This window comes from Methylobacterium phyllosphaerae (genome assembly GCF_001936175.1).
GTDB classification, from domain to species: domain Bacteria; phylum Pseudomonadota; class Alphaproteobacteria; order Rhizobiales; family Beijerinckiaceae; genus Methylobacterium; species Methylobacterium fujisawaense.
This window is the reverse complement of the sequence record NZ_CP015367.1, coordinates 2,710,883-2,728,648: the sequence shown is the minus strand read 5'-3', so window position 1 is coordinate 2,728,648 and position 17,766 is coordinate 2,710,883. Positions and strand designations below refer to the sequence as shown.

The window sequence follows — 17,766 nt, the reverse complement described above, 5'->3', positions numbered from 1 at the left end:
GGACGGTTTCAGGGTGCGTCAGACGCGATCAGGTGGAAGAAGCTGCCGGTGACGGGGCCGACCCGATGTCCGGCAAACCCCAGGTCCACACCCTCCGCATCCGAAACGCGAGCGAGCGCTGATGCCTCCGGTGCGATCGGCGAGAGCTCGGTGGCGTAGTGGAACTCGTGGCCGATGAGGCGCGCCCCGTCTTCTCCGAGCATGCCGGATCCGCAGAGCCGCGCGACGCGATAGCCGAGATGCAACTTGCGGCGGTGATAGGATGTCGCCACCGGGAGGAGGCCCGCCATGGGATGGGTGGTGCCGTCGGCGTCCTGAAGCGTCTGCCCGAGGACCATGTAGCCGCCGCACTCTCCGTGGACGGGGCGTGTCCTGGCGAAGTCGCGCAGCCCGTCCAGGAAACGGACGGCGCCGGCGATCCGGCCCGCATGCAGTTCGGGATAGCCCCCCGGCAGCCAGCAGACGTCGCAATCCTCCGGTGGGCCTTCGTCGGCGAGGGGTGAGAAGGGGACGAGTTCGGCACCGGCCAACCGCCACCCGGTCGCAAGGTGTGGATAGAGGAAGCTGAACGCCGCGTCCCGAGCGACCGCCACGCGTTGTCCGGGCGGCCGCGGTAGCCGGCCGCCGGAGGCCGGCACGGTGCCGCCCGCACTGGCCGTGACGGCGTCGAGGTCGATACCGGCTTCCGCGAGGTCGGCCAGCCGGTCGAGGCGGGCGGTAAGATCCGCGGTCTCGCCGGCCTGGACGAGCCCGAGATGGCGTTCGGGCAGGACCAGCTGCGCGTCGCGCATCAGGGCGCCGAGCACCGGCAATCCAGCGCGTTCCATGCCGGCTTCGACGAGCCGGCGATGGCGGTCGCTCGCCACCTTGTTGAGGATGACCCCGGCGATCCGCACGCGGGGATCGTAGAGCGTGCAGCCCAGCGCTACTGCAGCCGCCGATTGCGCCGCGCCCGACACGTCCACCACGAGCACGACCGGCCAGCCGTAGCGCGCCGCGATGTCGGCATTCGCCCCGGTCCGGTTCTCGGCTGCCCGGACGCCGTCGAACAGGCCCATGGAGCCCTCGGCGATCACCAGATCCGCCGCCGCCGCCGTCTCGCCCGCGAGCGTGTCGAGGAGGGGCGTCGCCATGGCGAAGCTGTCGAGATTGAAGCTCGGATGGCCGGTGGCGGCTTGGTGAAAGGCCGGGTCGATGTAGTCTGGACCGCATTTCGCGCCGCGGACCCGCAGGCCGCGCCGGGTGAGGGCGCGCATCAGGGCGAGGGTCACGGTCGTCTTGCCGGAGCTGGAGCGCGGCGCCGCGACGAGGAGGCCGGGGGCGCTCACGACGGCTGGCCCACGGTGCCGCCGGGCCGGTATCGCCGGTCGTAATCGGGCGCGTAGAGCGCGCTCTCGCGGAAGCCCTCGGCGCCGAGGGCGGGCCCAACCAGGATCAGGGCGGTGCGCTCCAGGCCGGCCGCCGCGACGAGGCCGGGCAGCGTAGCGAGATCGCCGACCAGCGCCCGCTCGTCGGGCCAGGAGGCCCGGAACACAGCCGCCGCCGGGCAGGACGGTCCGTAGAACGGGATCAGTTCCGCGGCGACCGCCTCGACCACATGAATCGACAGGTGGATCGCCAGGGTCGCCCCGGTGGCCGCATAGGCCGACAGGGTTTCCCCCTCGGGCATTGCACTCGCGCGGCCTGAGGTCCGGGTCAGGACCACGGTCTGCGCCACGCCGGGGACCGTCAATTCGCGGCGCAGCAGGGCGGCTGCGGCGGCGAAGGCCGGGACGCCCGGCGTAACCGTATAGGGAATCGCCAGCGCGTCGAGGCGGCGCATCTGCTCGGCCAGCGCGCTCCAGATCGACAGGTCCCCGGAATGGAGGCGTGCCACGTCCTGTCCGGCCGTGTGCGCCGTCCGGATCTCCGCCATGATGGCGTCGAGGTCGAGGGGGGCCGTGTCGACGATCCGGGCGCCGGGCGGACACCAGCCCAGGATCTCGGGGGCCACGAGCGATCCGGCGTAGAGGCAGACGGGACAGGCCGCGATGCGGTCGCGCCCGCGCACCGTGATCAGGTCGGCCGCGCCGGGTCCGGCGCCGATGAAATGAACGGTCATGTGTCCCGTGTCGTGTCGCATCGGACGGCCAGGGCGCAAGTGGCGCCGGCGCTCGTGATCCGCGGCAGGGCGAGGCGGCTCTGCGGCCCGGCGCCGGCCAGGGCCGTCGCCTCGGCCAGCGAGCCGACGCCGCGCAGCTGTTCGATCCGCGCCGAGCGGGTGACGATCTCGGCGTCGCGCGCCTGCAGCGCGGCGGCTGCCACGGGCTGGGGCGACAGGCCGAACCGTGCCGTCGCCGCGCGGATCGCCGGCTCTGCGGCCCGGTCGGCCGCCGTGGCGACGGCCGTCAGGCTCGACCGGTCGGCGCCGAGCGCCGCGAGCGCGCGCTCGATCAGCGCCGCGATTTCGTCGGCGTCGGTCCCCCGACGGAAGCCGATCCCGGCGACCAGCAATCCGGTCACGGCTTGGTCCAGGCCCATTGGGTCACCGGCATGGCGGTGCGCCAGCCATGCATCCCGCCGACCGGGCTCGCCCGCTCGACACCGTAGCGACGCAGGCTTCCGCCCTGCGCCGCGAAGGCCGCAAGCAGCGCGGCCTCGCCTTCGAGGGTGACGGCATTGGCCACGCAGCGACCACCGCTCCGGAGGGCCGCAAGCACCGCTGGCAGGACCCCGGGCTCGGAGACGCCGCCACCGATGAAGACCGCATCCGGCGTCGGCAGGCCCTCGAGTGCCCCGGGGGCGGTGCCGACGACGACGGAGAGGTCCGGCGTCCCCAGTGCGACGGCGTTGCGACGGATGCGCTCGGCCCGGTCCGGGCGTCCCTCGATCGCCGTGGCGCGCAGGCTCCAGTGACGGAGCATCCATTCGATCGCGATCGAGCCTGCGCCGGCGCCGACATCCCAGAGATGCAGGCCCGGATGCGGACGGAGCGCCGATAGGGTCAGAGCCCGGATCTCGGCCTTGGTGAGCTGGCCGTCATTCTCGAACAGGCCGTCGTCGAGGCCCGGGGCGAGGGGAAGGGCGTGACCGGGCCCCGCCACCGCGATCGCCACCGTGTTCAGCGCGTCGATGTCGGCGCGGTCGAACGCGTCCGCGCGGGTCGTACCGACCCGTTCATTCGGGCCGCCCATCGCTTCCAGCACCGTCAGCGTCGACGCGCCGAAGCCCCGCGCGCAAAGCAATGCGGCGAGCGCGCCGGGGGTCGTGCCGTCCCAGGACAGGACGAGCACCCGCGCCCCCGGCTGGAGATACGGCACGATCCGGGTCAGCGCGCGGCCATGGAGCGTGACCAGCGCGCATTCGGCCAGCGGCCAGCCGAGCCGCGCACAGGCGAGGCTGAAGGCCGAGGGCTGCGGGAAGGCGCGGATCTCGGCCGCCGGCACCATCCGGGCGATCTCGGCGCCGATGCCATAGTGGAAGGGGTCGCCGGTGGCGAGGAGGCAGGTCGGCTGCCCCCGCCGCGCGAGAATCTCCGGATAGGCCTCGTGGATCGGGCTCGGCCAGGGCCGCGTCTCCGCGACGAGCGGACCCGCGAGGGCGAGATGGCGTCGGCCGCCATAGACCACGCGGGCGGCATCGAGCGCGGCGGCGGCGGCCGGCGTCAATCCGGCCCGCCCGTCCTCGCCGATGCCGACGATCGACAGCCAGGGTAAGCTCGACAGCGCCTCAGGGCTCATGGACAAGGCGTCCATGGACACGGCGTTCCTGACGAGCGGCACGATGCGGATTCTGATCCTCGGCGGGACCGGCGAGGCGAGCACCCTGGTCCGGTCGCTCGCTGGTCGGGCGGATCTGTCCGTGACGCTCTCGCTGGCCGGCCGGACGGCCGCGCCGAAGCCCGAGCCCGTGCCGACCCGGATCGGCGGATTCGGCGGGATCGAGGGCCTCGCCGACTACCTGAAAGCCGACGCGATCGATTGCCTGATCGACGCGACCCATCCCTTCGCCGCGACGATGTCGCACCATGCGGCGTGCGCAGCCGCCCTGACGGCGGTGCCGATCCTCGCGATCCGCAGATCCGCCTGGACGCGCGAGCCCGGCGATCTCTGGATCGAGGTCGACCGGATGGATGAGGCGGTCGCCGCCCTCGGATCCGCGCCGCGGCGCGTGTTCCTGACGATCGGCCGGCAGGAGGCCGGGGTCTTCGCGGCGGCCCCCCAACACACCTATCTGGCGCGGACGGTCGAGCCGTTGGGCGGGATCCTGCCGGTGCCGCACCTCACCGCCCTGGAAGCCCGCGGGCCCTTCGATGTCGCGTCGGAGGCTGCGCTCATGCGCACGAACGGCATCGAGATTCTCGTCAGCAAGAATGCCGGCGGGGCGGCGACCTACGGCAAGATCGCGGCGGCGCGCACCCTCGGAATCCCCGTCGTCATGGTGCGCCGGCCGGGCAAGCCCGACGTGCCGAGCGTCCCGGACGCTGCGGGCGCCCTCAGCTGGCTGGAGGCGGGCGATCACGCCGGTTCCTCAACCTTGCGGGCCGTGTAGACGAAGGGCGTCCGGCCGGCGCGCGGGATCAGCCGCGTCGTCGAGGCGCCCAGGATGACCATCGTGGCCATGTCGGCCGGCACGTCGCGCGCCTCGGCGAGGGTCGCGACCCGGATCGCCTCGTCCGGCCGGCTGATGGCGCGGGCGAACATCACCGGCGTGTGGGGCGCGCGGATCCCGGACGCGATCTCCAGAGCCGCCCCGAGCTGCCAGGGCCTGGCGGCGGAGATCGGATTGTAGAGCGCGATCACGAAGTCGGCGCGCAGCACCGCCTCCAGCCGCGCGGTCACCACCGGCCAGGGCTTCAGGTTGTCCGAGAGCGACAGCGCGCAGAAATCGCCGCCGAGGGGCGCGCCGAGCCGGGCAGCGGCGGCCAGCATGGCGGTGACGCCCGGCTCCACGGTGATCGCGAGGTCGCGCCAGTCAGGCTCGCCCTGCTCCACCGCCTCGAACACCGCCGCCGCCATGGCGAAGACCCCCGGATCGCCGCCGGAGACGACCGCGACCCGTCGTCCGGAGGCGGCGAGCTGCAGCGCGTGGCGCGCCCGGTCGACCTCCACCCGATTGTCGCTGGCATGCCGGACCAGGCCGGGTCGCTCGGGCACACGGGCGACATAGGGGAAGTAGCCGACGACATCCTCCGCCGCATCCAGCGCCCGGCGGGCGGACTCGGTCAGCAACGCGGCGTCGCCCGGGCCGAGGCCGACGACGGCAAGGCTTCCGCTCACGGCCGCCGTCCCTCTCCGGGCAGAAGGACCATGGAGAAGTAGGGTGCGTCGTCGTCGGCCTTGTCGGCCAGCATCACCACCCGCTCGCCCGCCATGGTGCCGCGCTCCACATAGACCGCACGGGCGAGCAGCCCGGCGGCCGACAGAGCGGCGCGCACCTTCGGCAGATGGCGCCCAAGCTTCATCACGACGGCGGCGTCGGTGCCGCGCAGGCGCTCCGCCAGGGCCTCGAGCGAGAGGGTCGCCGGCAGGACGGTGAGGACGTCGTCGCCCCAGGTGATCGGCGTGCCGGCCCGAGTCCAGCAACCCGACATCCCGGTGACGCCCGGAATCACCTCCACGGGGAAGCGGTCCCTTAGGCGCCGCCACAGGTGCATGAACGAGCCGTAGAAGAACGGGTCGCCCTCCGACAGGATCGCGACGTCGCGCCCGGCGCCGAGGTGGTCGGCGAGTTTACCGGCCGCCTCGTCGTAGAAGCCCGCCAGCGCGGTGACGTATTCCGGATGCTCGGGGTGAATCTCGGTGGTGTAGGGATAGGCCAGTGCCATCTCGCGGGCCGGATCGCGCAGGATCGCGTCCGCGATGGTGCGGGCGTTGCCCCGCCGGCCGCGCTTGCAGAAATGCACCAGCACCGGCGCGCGCATCAGGATGCGCTGCGCCTTCACGGTCAGCAGATCCGGATCGCCCGGGCCCATGCCGACCCCGTAGAGCGTTCCCGTCATCGCCGCCGCGGACAGCTCCTCGGTCGGGCCGTCGAGGCGTTCGAAACCGTCCATCACTCGACCTCGCTGGCGAGCGCGTTGATAGCGGCGGCCGTCATGGCGCTGCCGCCGCGCCGCCCGTGCACGACCACGAACGGCACGCGGCCGTCCCGGGCCAGCGCCTCCTTCGATTCGGCCGCGCCGACGAAACCCACCGGGATGCCGATCACCGCGGCCGGAGGCGCGACGCCGGCGTCGAGCAGCTCCAGAAGGCGGAACAGGGCGGTCGGCGCGTTGCCCACCGCCACGACGCTGCCCGGCAGGCGTTCGCGCCACAGCTCCATGGCGGCTGCGGACCGCGTTGTGCCGAGGCTCCTGGCGAGCTCCGGCACGCGCGGATCGCCGAGCGTGCAGACCACGTCGTTATCCGCGGGCAGCCGTGCCCGGGTGACGCCGTCGGCGACCATGCGGACATCGCACAGGATCGGCGCGCCGGCCTTCAGGGCCGCGACGCCCGCTTCGGCGAAGCCCGGCGACATCTCCACGTCGGTCGGCAGGTCGGTCATCCCGCAGGCGTGGATCATGCGCACGACGACGCGCTCGGCGGCGCCCGACCAGCGTCCGAGATCCGCCTCGGCGCGGATCATCGCGAAGGAGCGCGCGTAGATCGCGCCGCCGTCGCGGATATACTCATAGCGGGACGGGGATTCGTGGGCCGCGGCCGGCTCCGATCCTGTCTGGCGCAGGGCGTTCTGGCTCGCGCTCATGCCGGTCTCCTGGTCCTCCCGCTGTCCGTCCAGGTCGTCTCCGGCGCGAAGGCGGCGGACAGCCCGACGATCTTGGCTCTTCCTAACCGCTCCAGCACGGCCTCGATAGGGAGATGCATCGCCGGCTCATCGGCGGGGGCACCGCCGATCACCACGCCGTACAGACCATCGCGACCGACGAGGGTCAGGTCGGCCGGGCCCGGTCGGGCGCATCCCTTGGCGCATCCCGAGACATGCGCGGCGCGGCCCAAGGCCGCCAGGGGAGCGAACGCCGCCGCGAGGCGCGCCGCATCGGTGAGGGTCCGGGTCGACCCGGAGGCGCAGCCCGGGGCACCCGTGCAGGCATCGATCGCCCGCCGCGGGTCGTCGGCGGCAACGATGAAGTCCACCGACAGGGCCTCTCGCACCGCCGCTGCCGGGACGTCCGGGGGGGCCAGGAGCATGAAGCCGCGGGTCGGCGACAGTCGAAGCTCGTCCGCGCCGAGCGTGACCGCGGCATCCGCGAGCCGGTCGAGGGCGTCGGCCGTACAGCGACCGAAGGGCGCATCGATGGCGAGGATCTGAAGGTCCTGTCCGCCTCGTGGCTGCCGGGCTTGGCCGGGCCATACGCTTTCGCCTCCCCGCGCTGCGACGCGTGGTCGCTCTCCGGTCCGCAGCGCCTCCGTCAGCGTCGCCCTTTCGTCTTCCGACAGATCGCGCATCCGGCGCCGGCCGGTCCGCGCGAAGGCGGTGAGCACGGCGGCCACCACGTCGGGCGCTTCCCGTTCCCCGCAGGTCAGAAGATCCTGCCGCCCCTCGCCGCAAGCGATCGTGATCGCAACGCGGCCGGGTGCGTTAGCGATCACGGCGCAATCGGCCTCCGCGGTCGCCCGATCGACGCGTCCCTCGATCACGACCAGGGTCTTGGCCGGCAAGCCGGGAATCGTCAGCCCCGCCGCTTCGATGGCACGGGCCAGTCCCGGCACGTCGATGGCCTCCTCCGGATCGCGGCCCGCCAGCGGGCTCGTGAGCGTCAAGCGCTGAGGCCCGCCATCGGCCCGCACGTCGCCGAGGCCCTGGGCCGAGAGCCACGCGGCAAGGGAAGCCTGCGTCGCCTCGGTGACGCCCCGGATCTGGAGATTCGCCCGCGCGGTGAGATCCAGGTGCCCGTTCCCGAAGCGCCGCGCGCCCTCCGCCACGGCGCGGGCCTGACCGAGGGTCAGGACGCCCAGGGGCGGGTGTACCCGCGCCAGCAAGCCGTCGCCCGTGGGCATCGGCCGGGTCAGGCCGGGGCACCAGCCCCGACGGCTGGCCGCCTCGGGCAGCGCACGTCCATGCGGGCGCGGAGCGACGCTCATTCGGCGGCCTCGTGCAGCAAGGCGTCGGCCGGAAGAGCGTTGCGCCGGCTGTGCCAGAGTCCCCGGTCCCGGGCGGCGTCGAACCGTTCCAGGATCGCCCGGGTGGCCGCGGGGTTGGCGGCCCGCAGGCGCTCGAACACCTCGGTATCGGCGATCCAGGCGGCGTACAGCGTCTCGAAGCCGGCATCGGACACCGCATCGCTGGCGGCGGCGAGGACGAAAACCGCGTCGAGCCCCTGAGCCAGCTCCTGCGCGCCGCGATAGCCGTGACGGAGCTGTGCGGCGATCCAGCGGGGATCGGCGAGGCGGCCTCGGATCAGGCGGGCCGCGTCCTCCCGGGCGGTTCGGGCTTTCGGTCGCTCCGGCTGCGAGACATCGAGGCTGTAGAGCGCGGGGCTCGCCCCCTCCAGGGCAGCGGCGGCCGCGAAGCCGCCCATCGCGTCCACAGCGGCATCCCCGTCGAACAGATCGCGCTCGGCCACGTCGAAGGCGTGGAGATAGGCGTCGGCTCCCGCCACCCGGGCGGAGAAGTCCGCATCCGGCGCCTCGCGGTCGCCATAGGCGTGCGTACTGGCCGCAAGATAGGCGCGACCGAGATCGGCGCGGCCATCCCACGTGCCGTCGAGGGCCGTTGCGGCGGTACCGGCGCCGTAGCGGCCCGGCGCGGCGCCGTAGACCCGAACGGCCGTCTCGCCCCGTCGGCGGGCCGCCGCCAGCGGGTTCTCGTCGTCGGCCTCGTCCCTGTCGGCCACGGCGCGGGTCGCCCGGTCGAGCAGCGCCAGGGTCTCCGGGAACGTGTCGCGGAACGCCCCGGAGACCCGCACGGTGACGTCGATCCGGGGCCGGTCGAGCATCGCCAGCGGAAGGATCTCGAAACCGGTGACGCGAGTGCTGGCATGGTCCCAGACCGGCCGCACGCCCATGAGGGCGAGGGCATGCGCCACATCCTCGCCTCCGGTGCGCAAGGTCGGCGAGGCCCAGAGATCCATGACGATCCGGGCCGGATAGGCACCCTCGTCCTGAAGGTAGCGGGTCACCACGGCGGCGGCGGCCCTCTCACCGAGGAGCGCGGCGGCGCGGCTCGGGATGGCCCGTGGGTCCAGGGTCGCGAGGTTGCGTCCGGTGGGGAGCACGTCGCTGCGCCCGCGGGACGGCGAGCCGGAGGGCCCCGGTCGGACGAATCGGGCGTCGAGGGCCGCGAGCAGCCCGGTCCGCTCGGCGGCGGCGCTTGCCAGCACCGCCTCCGCGGCCTCGCCCGGGGCTCGGGCGAAAACGTGGAGACCGTCGCGGAAGACGGTCTCGCCGAGGTCGCAGAGATGCGCGTCCAGCCGGGTCAGCGCCTCGTCCATCGGCGTGTCCGCGCCGATGCCGGCGCCGTCGAGCAATCCGGCGGCCTCGGCCTCCTCGAGGATGGCGCGGGCCACCAGTTCGGCGCGGCGGGGATCGAGCACGCTCGCGGCGGCGTATTCCTCCACCAACTCGCGCAGGCGTGCGGCCTCCGGCTTCAGCGCGTGGACGGCGACGTCCGGCGTCAGGTGACCGAGCGCGACGCCGCCGAGGCGCCGCTTGACCGGCGCGGCCTCGCCCGGATCATCGACGATGAAGGGATAGACCACCGGCAGGCCGCCGACGCACAGCGTCGGCAAGCAGGTGGGGGACAGGGCCACGGCTTTGCCGGGCAGCCACTCGGTTGTCCCGTGCGTACCGAGCTGCACCAGAACGTCGAAGTGCTGCTGCAGGCCGAGATGGAACGCCAGATAGGCATGGGTCGGAGCCCGGTCGAGATCGTGGTAGCCGGCCTTGCGATCGGGATCGCGCCCGCGGTCCGGTTGAAGGAAGACGGCGAGCCGACCGCGGTCACGGATCGCCCCGTCCCCGGTTCGATCCGGAGCGGCGCTCCGATCGGATGCGGTCGTGCCCGTCAGCATCCGGAACCGGAAGGCGCCGTCGACGCAGGCCGGATCCGATTCGGCCTCGCCCCAGACGGCGGTGATCGAGGCGCGGGTCTCTTCGGGAAGGGTGTTCCACCAGGCCTGGTAGGCGGGGAGGGGCACGCGGAACGCGGCCGGACCCTCCGTGAGATCCGCCATCAGCGTGCCGGCTTCCGGAAGCGCCCCCGTCGCGTAGCCCGCGGCGGCGAGGTCGGCGGCGATGGCGCGGGCGCTCTCGGGCGTGTCGAGACCGACGGCGAAACCGGCCCGGCCGCCCCGGGCCGGATAGTCGGACAGGACCAGGGCCACGCGGCGCGCCGGCCGGGGCAGGGCGGCCAGCCGCAGCCATCCCGCGGCCCGGTCTGCCAGGGCGGCAATGCCTGCGGGGTAGGGCACCGCCCGCCGCTGGGTGAAGCCGGCGACCTCCGGGCTTTCCTCCTTGAAGGAGATCGGAAAGCCCGAGAGCCGGCCGTCGAATTCCGGCAGCGCGATCTGCATGGCGAGATCGGACGCGCCGAGGCCGCGGGCCGACGCCTCCCAGGCCGCGCGCGGTGACCCTACCGTGAAGGCCTGAATGACCGGGCAGCCGGCGCCGTCGAGAACGAAGTCGGTGCCGTCCTCACGCGCGGAGAACGCCGTGGCTGCGATGACGAGGTCGGGTCTGCGCGCCCGCACCGCATCGGCGACCGCCGCGGCGGCCTCGGGCTCCTTCAGGCTCGACACGACCATCGGCAGCGCCCCGATCCCGCGGGCGCGCAGGGCGGCTGAGAGTGCGACGAACGGCTCGGTGTCGCCGCCGAGCACGGCGGAGCGATAGATCAGCAGCAGGGCCAGCGGATGGGCGGGCGACGGCGCGCCGTCGAGCGGGGTCGCCGTTTCAGCCGCGGCAATGGCTGTTTCGAGGGGGAGAGCGCCGCAACCCGGACACCAGGGAAAGCCGCGGGGCAGGGGCTGCGGAGGCTCGACCGCCCCCTCGGCGCCTAGCCGGATGGCCAGGGATCGCAGCATGCGCCGGAGATTGCCGGGACCGCCGGCACGGAAATAGGCGTCGAGTTCCCCGGCGAGGGCGGGATCGGTGGAGAACGGCGCGAGACGGGGGTCCGGCCGGTCGTCGCCCGGCAGGACCGCGAGCACGACGCCGTGCGCCCGCGCGGTTTCGGCGCAGCGCTCGATCCCGTAGCGCCAGTAATCCAGTCCGCCCAGACAACGGATCACCACGACCTTGGCGTGCGCCACGACGCGTTCGACGTAGAGGTCGACCGACAGCGGATGCCGCAGTTTGGCGAGCTTCGCGAGCCGGAGACTCGGCAGACCGGGCTCTGCGGCGTGGGCCTGACCGACCGCCGCGAGGTCGCTGTCGGTGAACGACAGCACAACCAGATCGCCGGGCTCCTGCCCGAGATCCACCGCCGCCTCACCCTCGTCGAGCGAGACGGTATCGATGCGCACGAGATGCATCGACGGCCCCTAAACCGCGGCCGCGCGCACCGGCGCGCCGCCGTCAGCCGCGCAGGCGCGCGCGGCGGCCGTCATCCCGCGAGGGCCGCAGCGACGGCGCGCTGGTCGAACCCCTTGAGGCCGATCACCACGAGGTTGCCGTCCCGGGCCTCCCCGGACTTCCACGGCCGGTCGAAATGGTGGGCCACGCGCCGGCCGACCCCCTGCACCACGAGGCGCATCGCCTTGCCCTCGACCTCGGCGAAACCCTTGATCCGCAGGACGCCCGGGATCTCGGCTGCCTTCTCGACCCGGGCCGCCAGATCGCCCGCCGTGATCGCGGGGCGGACGGGCAGCGCCACGGTCTCGAAGTCGTCGTGGTCGTGATCCTCGCCCTCGCCGTGATGCGACGGACGGGAATCGAGATCGTCCTCGGCGGCCGCCGCGAGACCGAGCAGCACCCGCGGGTCGATGACGCCGTTCTCGGTCTCCACCACCTTCACGGCCCGGGGCAGGTGGCCTTCCACCTCGGCACGCACCCGAGCGCGGGTCGGGGCATCGATGAGGTCGGCCTTGTTGAGGACCACGAGGTCGGCGCAGAGGAGTTGGTCCTCGAAGACCTCTTCCAGCGGATTGTCGTGATCGACCGATTGGTCCGCGGCCCGCTGGGCGGCCAGTGCCTCCGGATCGTCCGCGAAGACGCCGGCGGCGACGGCCGGGCCGTCGACCACTGCGACGACCCCGTCGACGGTGACCCGCGAGCGGATCGCCGGCCACTGGAACGCCTGAACCAACGGCTTCGGCAGCGCGAGGCCCGAGGTCTCGATCAGGATGTGCTCCGGCGGCTCGGCGCGGCCGAGGAGAGTCTCCAGCGCCGGAACGAAATCGTCCGCGACCGTGCAGCAGATGCAGCCATTCGGCAGCTCGACGATAGCCTCTTCGGTGCAGCCTTCGACCCCGCAGGCGGCGAGGAAGGACTTGTCGAAGCCGACGTCGCCGAACTCGTTGACCAGGATGGCGAGGCGGCGCCCCCTGGCGTTCTCGACCACGTGGCGGACCAGTGTCGTCTTGCCGGCTCCGAGGAAGCCCGTGACGATGGTGCAGGGGATTTTGTTCACGATGGTCATTCCGCGGCCTCCAGGGTGCCGGCGGGGAGCGGGCGGGGTTCAGGGAACGGGGGGATGCGGGCGATCACGCCCTTGCGGAAGGCCTCCGGACGCTCGCGCCAGGGCACGATGCCGTCCGAGGTCGCCGCATAGGCCGCGAGCCCGGCGAGGATGGTCTCCGCCGAGGCGGCCGGATCCATGTCGCCGTAGACGTAGGTCCAGCGGTCGGCCGAGGCGACCGCCACGGTGCAGGGCCGCTTGCAGACCGACAGGCATTCCACCGCCTCGACCCGCAGGTCCGGGGTGCCGGCGCTCCGGGCCTGCAGCGCCTCCAGAAGGCGTGCTCCGGCGCGCGGTCCATCCGGATCGTCATCCGGACGGCGGCAGGTCATGCAGACGTACAGGACGGTCTCAGGCACGGGCCGTTCCCCGTTGCGTGTCGCGGGAAAACGCCTGCCACGCCCAGCCGAGCCCCAACCCGATCAGGATCCAGAAGACGAAGCTGATCGCCAGCGACCGGGCGGCGAACTGTGCGGCCAGCGCGGCCGGAAGCTCCGACGCGGCCTCCGGTGCCTGCGGGGCGCCGACGACGTGGGGGGTTATGATCAGGACGAGGCCACCCAGGATCGTGATCAGAGCACGGCGGATCGTGATCAGGTAGAGCCCCATTCCGGTCGCCGCCGCGGTCATCACCCACCAAGCCTGCCGCGCGGCCAGCGGTGCAGCGGCGCTGCCGGGCAGTTCCGGCGGCAGGCCGAGGCCCGGCGCGAGGGCGACGCTGGCGAAGCCCGCCACCGCGAAGGCGAGACCGACCTGCGGCGTCGGCTCGCGGCCGCAGGCGATCATCACCGCGCCGAGCAGCAGGGCGTAGCCGACGCCGCCGACGAGGGTCGCAAGACCGGTGAAGGCCATCCGCGGCAGTCCGGGGCCGGGCTGCCATTCCGGTGCCGCGGCGGGTGCGGCGTGGTCATGCCCGGCATGGGCGAGCACGATCGGAAGGGCCTTCGCGGCCTGATGCGAGGGTTCCTGCTGCTCGTAGCGCTCGGCCGCGACGATCAGCGGCGAGGTCAGCGTGAGTTCGAGGCCCGTCACAACGGCAGCCGCGAAGAAGCCGGCGGCCAGGGCCGCCGACAGAAGCCGAATGATCATCCCTGCGCCGAGGGCGTCAGTGACAGGGGAAGTTCTGGGTATGGCGGAAGTCGTGCGCCGCGTTGTGGAACGCGATCGCCGGCGAGAAACCCGCCATGAACAGCAGGCCGAGGCCCAGCATGGCCGCGAGCGCGACGGCGACCGGACGCTCCGACGAGCGGGTACCGGCGGCGACGGGGGCGAGGGTCTGAGCGGTCATCGTCGAGTGTCTCCAGCCGCCCCACCGGCGGCATTGCGGGATCCTGTTGCGACGGCAGGTCTCCTGGCTCGCGGCTCGGCGCGCCCACCGCCTTCCCGGATCGCTCCGGTGGCGCTTGGCAGGCGCTCGCCGCTCACAGTTGCGGGGGCAGCCGCGGAATCGGGGCGAAACCCCTCACCGCATTCCCTTTTCACCCCGTTGCCGGGGCACCGTCACCGGCACGTTGTAGACGCATGCCGGCGACGACACAACGGAGCGGCGCCAGATCCGTTCGGATTCCCGTGCGTCCCTTCGCAGGTGGCCGGGCTTGACGTCCGCGCCCCGATGCGGGCACCGCCGCACCGGATGCCCGGCCGGCCCGGCATGGGCGCCTCCGCTCAGTTCTCGGAGACCCGATGGCCCTCGCAGACGATCCGAGCCCGGTCCTCGTCGATCTCGCCACCGGCCGCGCCCCCCGGATCGTACAGGACGAAGGCACCGCCTGGCTCGAGATCGATCTGGACGGTCGCTTTCCGATCCGCGCCATCGCGCTGCGACCCGTACAGGATGCTGTCGCGCCCGAGGTCGGCGATGTGGCCGTCGAGGTCTCGCAGGACGGCGTCACGTGGTCCGCGCCCGACATCGTCGGCTGGACCGCCAAGCCGGGCGCCCTCGTGGCCGCCATCGGCGCCGACGAGCGGGCCTGGGCGCGTCTCGTGCGGATCGCGGTGCCGGATCCGGCGCTCGTCGCAGGCGTCGACATCCGCGCCGATGAAGCCGCCATCGACCTCATCGCCCTGCGGGCGCTGCTCGGGCTCGACATCACGCTCCTGAACGAGAAGCCCGGCGCTAACGTCTACGTCACCTACAATCTCGAAGCCGCGCCTGGCCGCGCTAGCCGCAACCTCGTCGGCCTGTCGCTGTTCGAGAACGGCGCCTTCGGCAACTGCCTCGTGCAGTACATCATCGCGGTCTCGATCGCGAAGGCGCTCAACCTGAAATACATCAAGGTCCCGAAGGTCGACCGCAGCAAGGTGATCTTTCTGACCCAGAGGCTGACCTGCGACGGCATCACGTTCATTCCGCCGGACGAGCCGCTTCCGCCGGACGGCTACTTCCTGTCCGGCTTGTATTTCGATCCGACGCAGTTCGAGCGGGTGACGGCGCTGCAGGGCCCGATCGACTCGCGCGCGATCGTTCAGGATGTGATCCGGCCCCTGTTCAACGGCCTGCCGCGGACATTTGCGGCCAAGCCCGACGATCAGCTCCTGATCCATATCCGGTCGGGCGACATCTTCAGCACCTGGGTCGACCCGCACTATCCGCAGCCGCCCTTCGCCTTCTACCGGATGGTCATCGACCGGCTGCAGGCCGAGGGCCGCATCCGTTCCGTCAAGCTCGTCTTCGAGAACCGGCTGAACCCGGTCATTGCAGAAGTGGAAGCCTATGCGGCGCAGCGCGGCCTGCCCGTAGAGATCCAGAGCGAATCGCTGATCTCTGACGTCGCCGCTCTGGTGAACGGCCGCTACCTCGTCTTCGGGCTCGGAACCTTCGGGCCGGCGATCTGCCACCTCTCGGAGCGCGTCGAGCAGGTGTTCTACTTCGCGTCCAATTGGCCGCAGGGCTTCCAGTCGATTCCCACGATCGGGAAAGTGGTCGAGGTTCGCGATCGCGAAGGCCGGTACATGAAGGTCGGCGAGTGGCAGAATACCGACGCTCAGCGCCGGAGCATGGTGGAGTACCCGGCCGAAGCTCTCGCCTTCGACGATGTCTGATCGGTCGCGCCGGTCACGATCCGACCGGCGACGACCCCGCTGCCTGCATCTTGGCCGAACACGTCACGGTGCGGTCCTGAGACGTTCCGCGGGTGCGCCGGCCGAACGCGCCGAGCCGCCATCGCGGACCTTCAGGGCGTCCGTGTACATCCGTTCGACATCCGCCTTGAAGGCGGCGCGGGAATCCGGCCGCGTGTAGAACATGTGGCCGCCGGGATAGACTGCGAGGCTCAGGCGACCGGCACTGTAGGCCGGGACCTGCGCCAGCAGGAGCTTCGAGGCGAAATACGGGGTTACGAGATCGGTGAATCCGTGCGCCACGAGGACACGCAGGTGCCCGTCGAGGGCCAGGGTTCCCTGAAGATTCGACAGCACTTCCGGTGCCTGTCGTCCCGAGCCCCAGCTCCAGCCCCGATTGACCGCATTGTTCAGGAGCTCGTAGCGCATGTTGGCCACGGGCCATTTCAGCGTGCGCGCGTAGAGATCGAGCATCGCGCTGGTCAGCGGCGCCTGGAGCGCGGTGAGCTGCGGATCCTCGAAGCTCGATTGCGCGGCGGCCGGATTCGGGTCCCAGCCGGTGATGCCGGTGTCGTAGGCGCTCGTCACGCGACCTTCGGCGCGATCGATCTCTCGCTGGACGCTCCGGGTCGAGAGGCGCGCCGCCTGCGCGCGAACCAGGGCGGGATCGAGCCCGACGAGCGGGGCGACCTTCTCGGTCATCCGCGCGACTGCTGCGGAATCGCTCGGCCCCTTCAGGAGATCCGCCAGATAGGCACCGGATGCGTAAGCCTCGGCATCCCCCAGCAAGGCCGGCGTGGGTACCGTCCCGGCCCGCTCCAGCGCGCCGGCCGCCAGCGACGGCAACTTCAGCACGTAGCCCCAGGGATTGGCCCGCGGGGTCTCCAGCCACCCGAAGTCGAGCACCGGCGAGAGCAGCACCATGCCCGACAGGCCGACGCCGATCTCTTCCTGGAGTTTCTCCGTGATCAGCGGGCCGCGGAACCCGCCATAGCTCTCGCCGACGAAGAACTTCGGGCTCGCTAGACGATCGTTGTTGCGCAGGTAGCGGGCGATGGCTGCCGAGAGGGTCGCGGCGTCGGACTCGATCGACCAGTAGGCCTTGCCGTTGCCGTCCGCGGCCCGGCTGTAGCCGGTACCGACGGGGTCGATGAAGACGAGATCGGTGAAGCCGAGCCACGTCCCGTCGTTGGGCGTGAGCGTGACCGGCTGCGACGGGCTGATGCTGTCGCCGCCGACGGGCAGCCGCCAGGGGCCGATGGCCCCGATGTTGAGGTAGGCCGACGCGGCGCCCGGGCCGCCATTGACCGCGAAGGTCACCGGGCGCTCCTGGCCGTCCTTGGACGCCACCGTGTAGGCCACGAAGGCGATCTCGGCCTGCAGCTTGCCGGCCTCGTCGACGAGCGGCAGGCTGCCGGCCGTGGCGGTGAAGTCGAGGACCCTGCCGTCAGGCAGCGTGACGCTCTGCTTCGTGACGGAATCCGGCGGCAGGCGTCGTCCGTCCGGCCCGCGCGGTGCCGGCTTGCTCTCCGCGGGCGGATGTCCGTGCGGCGCTTCCTCTGCCCAGCCGGCGGAGGGCAGGGCGATGAGCATGCCGAAGGCGAGCGCGGCGCGCGCGAGACGTCTGTTAAGGGCCACCATCACGCCTTCTTGTTCCAGCGTCCGGAATCGTCCTGCTGCCAGTAGGCGACCGTGTGGCCCGCCTCCTTGGCCTGCTTCCACTGCTCACGCGCCCTCAGGAGGGCGTCCTGATCGGTCCCGTCGAACAGGATACAGATCCGCTCATACGTGCCGGCATCGGGCGGCAGGTCGGCGCCCTCGACGAGGAAGCGGATCGAAGCCGCGTTCGGGTTCACGTCCCGAAGTGTCAGCACCACCGGCTGGCTCGCCGCGTCGGGCTCGCGATCGGTCCCGTGCGGCAGGAAGCTCTCGTCGGAATAGGTCCAGAGGTGGTCGTCCAGCGCCTGCAGGCGCTCTTCGCTGGCGGCCTGGATCGCGGCCTGCCAGCCGCGGTCCAGCGAGCGCTCGACGAGGCTCGGCAGCACCCGTTCCAGGGGCTGCCGCTGCATATGGTAGAAGAGGATCTCGGTCACGATGCCGAGGATATAG

17 protein-coding genes and 1 riboswitch are annotated in these 17,766 nt (G+C 72.2%); of the genes, 2 read left to right on the top strand and 15 right to left on the bottom strand.

The window, feature by feature from the left end; genetic code table 11:
* Positions 1 to 8 precede the first annotated feature (8 nt).
* The 4 genes from MCBMB27_RS12215 to MCBMB27_RS12200 are packed head-to-tail and all read right to left on the bottom strand — an operon-like array spanning position 9 to position 3,734.
* Positions 9 to 1,328, bottom strand: a complete 1,320-nt coding sequence (locus tag MCBMB27_RS12215) for a cobyrinate a,c-diamide synthase (protein WP_043758391.1) — start codon at positions 1,326 to 1,328, stop codon at positions 9 to 11.
* Entirely contained in the window at positions 1,325 to 2,101 is a 777-nt protein-coding gene (gene cobM, locus MCBMB27_RS12210) for a precorrin-4 C(11)-methyltransferase (RefSeq protein ID WP_043758388.1), read from the bottom strand. Before cobM ends, MCBMB27_RS12215 begins: the two co-directional genes overlap by 4 nt.
* Positions 2,098 to 2,520 carry a cobalamin biosynthesis protein gene (locus MCBMB27_RS12205; protein ID WP_043345283.1) on the bottom strand — a complete coding sequence of 141 codons (423 nt, stop codon included), beginning with the start codon at positions 2,518 to 2,520 and terminating at the stop codon, positions 2,098 to 2,100. The genes cobM and MCBMB27_RS12205 overlap by 4 nt, the downstream gene beginning before the upstream one ends.
* Positions 2,499 to 3,734, bottom strand: a complete 1,236-nt coding sequence (locus MCBMB27_RS12200) for a bifunctional cobalt-precorrin-7 (C(5))-methyltransferase/cobalt-precorrin-6B (C(15))-methyltransferase (RefSeq protein ID WP_043758387.1) — start codon at positions 3,732 to 3,734, stop codon at positions 2,499 to 2,501. The genes MCBMB27_RS12205 and MCBMB27_RS12200 overlap by 22 nt, the downstream gene beginning before the upstream one ends.
* Here MCBMB27_RS12200 and MCBMB27_RS12195 point away from each other — a divergent pair.
* Positions 3,733 to 4,530 carry a cobalt-precorrin-6A reductase gene (locus MCBMB27_RS12195; protein ID WP_075380519.1) on the top strand — a complete coding sequence of 266 codons (798 nt, stop codon included), beginning with the start codon at positions 3,733 to 3,735 and terminating at the stop codon, positions 4,528 to 4,530. The genes MCBMB27_RS12200 and MCBMB27_RS12195 overlap by 2 nt on opposite strands.
* Here the strand turns inward: MCBMB27_RS12195 and cobJ are convergent.
* The 9 genes from cobJ to MCBMB27_RS12150 form a co-directional block, all read right to left on the bottom strand.
* Positions 4,497 to 5,258 carry a precorrin-3B C(17)-methyltransferase gene (gene cobJ, locus MCBMB27_RS12190; RefSeq protein WP_043345289.1) on the bottom strand — a complete coding sequence of 254 codons (762 nt, stop codon included), beginning with the start codon at positions 5,256 to 5,258 and terminating at the stop codon, positions 4,497 to 4,499. The two genes, MCBMB27_RS12195 and cobJ, sit on opposite strands and share 34 nt — an antisense overlap.
* Positions 5,255 to 6,034 carry a precorrin-2 C(20)-methyltransferase gene (locus MCBMB27_RS12185; RefSeq protein WP_075380518.1) on the bottom strand — a complete coding sequence of 260 codons (780 nt, stop codon included), beginning with the start codon at positions 6,032 to 6,034 and terminating at the stop codon, positions 5,255 to 5,257. Before MCBMB27_RS12185 ends, cobJ begins: the two co-directional genes overlap by 4 nt.
* Positions 6,034 to 6,726, bottom strand: coding sequence for a precorrin-8X methylmutase (locus MCBMB27_RS12180; RefSeq protein WP_257787421.1), 693 nt, complete (start codon positions 6,724 to 6,726; stop codon positions 6,034 to 6,036). The genes MCBMB27_RS12185 and MCBMB27_RS12180 overlap by 1 nt, the downstream gene beginning before the upstream one ends.
* Positions 6,723 to 8,063 (bottom strand): precorrin-3B synthase, encoded by a 1,341-nt coding sequence (cobG, locus tag MCBMB27_RS12175; RefSeq protein ID WP_075380517.1) that lies wholly within the window; start codon positions 8,061 to 8,063, stop codon positions 6,723 to 6,725. The genes MCBMB27_RS12180 and cobG overlap by 4 nt, the downstream gene beginning before the upstream one ends.
* Positions 8,060 to 11,452: a cobaltochelatase subunit CobN gene (gene cobN, locus MCBMB27_RS12170; protein ID WP_075380516.1), complete on the bottom strand. Its 3,393-nt coding sequence runs from the start codon at positions 11,450 to 11,452 to the stop codon at positions 8,060 to 8,062. The genes cobG and cobN overlap by 4 nt, the downstream gene beginning before the upstream one ends.
* Before the next feature lie 71 nt (positions 11,453 to 11,523).
* The gene (cobW, locus tag MCBMB27_RS12165) at positions 11,524 to 12,558 is read right to left on the bottom strand and encodes a cobalamin biosynthesis protein CobW (protein WP_043758374.1); all 1,035 of its coding nucleotides are present in this window, start codon (positions 12,556 to 12,558) and stop codon (positions 11,524 to 11,526) included.
* Positions 12,555 to 12,956 carry a DUF1636 domain-containing protein gene (locus MCBMB27_RS12160; RefSeq protein WP_075380515.1) on the bottom strand — a complete coding sequence of 134 codons (402 nt, stop codon included), beginning with the start codon at positions 12,954 to 12,956 and terminating at the stop codon, positions 12,555 to 12,557. The genes cobW and MCBMB27_RS12160 overlap by 4 nt, the downstream gene beginning before the upstream one ends.
* A complete protein-coding gene (locus MCBMB27_RS12155; protein ID WP_075380514.1) occupies positions 12,949 to 13,686 on the bottom strand; it encodes a CbtA family protein in 738 nt (245 codons plus the stop codon). The genes MCBMB27_RS12160 and MCBMB27_RS12155 overlap by 8 nt, the downstream gene beginning before the upstream one ends.
* A 16-nt stretch (positions 13,687 to 13,702) precedes the next feature.
* A complete protein-coding gene (locus MCBMB27_RS12150; protein ID WP_043348844.1) occupies positions 13,703 to 13,885 on the bottom strand; it encodes a CbtB domain-containing protein in 183 nt (60 codons plus the stop codon).
* 36 nt (positions 13,886 to 13,921) lie between these two features.
* A riboswitch (cobalamin riboswitch) is annotated at positions 13,922 to 14,114 on the bottom strand.
* Positions 14,115 to 14,280: 166 nt separating this feature from the next.
* Here MCBMB27_RS12150 and MCBMB27_RS12145 point away from each other — a divergent pair.
* The gene (locus MCBMB27_RS12145) at positions 14,281 to 15,639 is read left to right on the top strand and encodes a discoidin domain-containing protein (RefSeq protein WP_075380513.1); all 1,359 of its coding nucleotides are present in this window, start codon (positions 14,281 to 14,283) and stop codon (positions 15,637 to 15,639) included.
* Positions 15,640 to 15,702: 63 nt separating this feature from the next.
* On the opposite strand, the gene MCBMB27_RS12140 is transcribed toward MCBMB27_RS12145, so the two are convergent.
* Together MCBMB27_RS12140 and MCBMB27_RS12135 are read right to left on the bottom strand one after the other, a co-directional pair.
* Positions 15,703 to 17,298 carry a S10 family peptidase gene (locus MCBMB27_RS12140; RefSeq protein WP_210274614.1) on the bottom strand — a complete coding sequence of 532 codons (1,596 nt, stop codon included), beginning with the start codon at positions 17,296 to 17,298 and terminating at the stop codon, positions 15,703 to 15,705.
* Positions 17,298 to 17,750 (bottom strand): DNA polymerase III subunit chi, encoded by a 453-nt coding sequence (locus MCBMB27_RS12135; RefSeq protein WP_043348839.1) that lies wholly within the window; start codon positions 17,748 to 17,750, stop codon positions 17,298 to 17,300. Before MCBMB27_RS12135 ends, MCBMB27_RS12140 begins: the two co-directional genes overlap by 1 nt.
* Between the last annotated feature and the right edge of the window lie 16 nt (positions 17,751 to 17,766).

What these genes read in the sequence shown, in the direction of transcription:
- cobM (WP_043758388.1), bottom strand. Translation starts at nt 2,101, where the DNA reads ATGACCGTTCATTTCATCGGCGCCGGACCCGGCGCGGCCGACCTGATC.
- MCBMB27_RS12205 (WP_043345283.1), bottom strand. Translation starts at nt 2,520, where the DNA reads ATGGGCCTGGACCAAGCCGTGACCGGATTGCTGGTCGCCGGGATCGGC.
- MCBMB27_RS12195 (WP_075380519.1), top strand. Translation starts at nt 3,733, where the DNA reads ATGGACACGGCGTTCCTGACGAGCGGCACGATGCGGATTCTGATCCTC.
- MCBMB27_RS12200 (WP_043758387.1), bottom strand. Translation starts at nt 3,734, where the DNA reads ATGGACGCCTTGTCCATGAGCCCTGAGGCGCTGTCGAGCTTACCCTGG.
- MCBMB27_RS12185 (WP_075380518.1), bottom strand. Translation starts at nt 6,034, where the DNA reads ATGGACGGTTTCGAACGCCTCGACGGCCCGACCGAGGAGCTGTCCGCG.
- MCBMB27_RS12180 (WP_257787421.1), bottom strand. Translation starts at nt 6,726, where the DNA reads ATGAGCGCGAGCCAGAACGCCCTGCGCCAGACAGGATCGGAGCCGGCC.
- cobG (WP_075380517.1), bottom strand. Translation starts at nt 8,063, where the DNA reads ATGAGCGTCGCTCCGCGCCCGCATGGACGTGCGCTGCCCGAGGCGGCC.
- cobN (WP_075380516.1), bottom strand. Translation starts at nt 11,452, where the DNA reads ATGCATCTCGTGCGCATCGATACCGTCTCGCTCGACGAGGGTGAGGCG.
- cobW (WP_043758374.1), bottom strand. Translation starts at nt 12,558, where the DNA reads ATGACCATCGTGAACAAAATCCCCTGCACCATCGTCACGGGCTTCCTC.
- MCBMB27_RS12155 (WP_075380514.1), bottom strand. Translation starts at nt 13,686, where the DNA reads ATGATCATTCGGCTTCTGTCGGCGGCCCTGGCCGCCGGCTTCTTCGCG.
- MCBMB27_RS12150 (WP_043348844.1), bottom strand. Translation starts at nt 13,885, where the DNA reads ATGACCGCTCAGACCCTCGCCCCCGTCGCCGCCGGTACCCGCTCGTCG.
- MCBMB27_RS12145 (WP_075380513.1), top strand. Translation starts at nt 14,281, where the DNA reads ATGGCCCTCGCAGACGATCCGAGCCCGGTCCTCGTCGATCTCGCCACC.
- MCBMB27_RS12140 (WP_210274614.1), bottom strand. Translation starts at nt 17,298, where the DNA reads ATGGTGGCCCTTAACAGACGTCTCGCGCGCGCCGCGCTCGCCTTCGGC.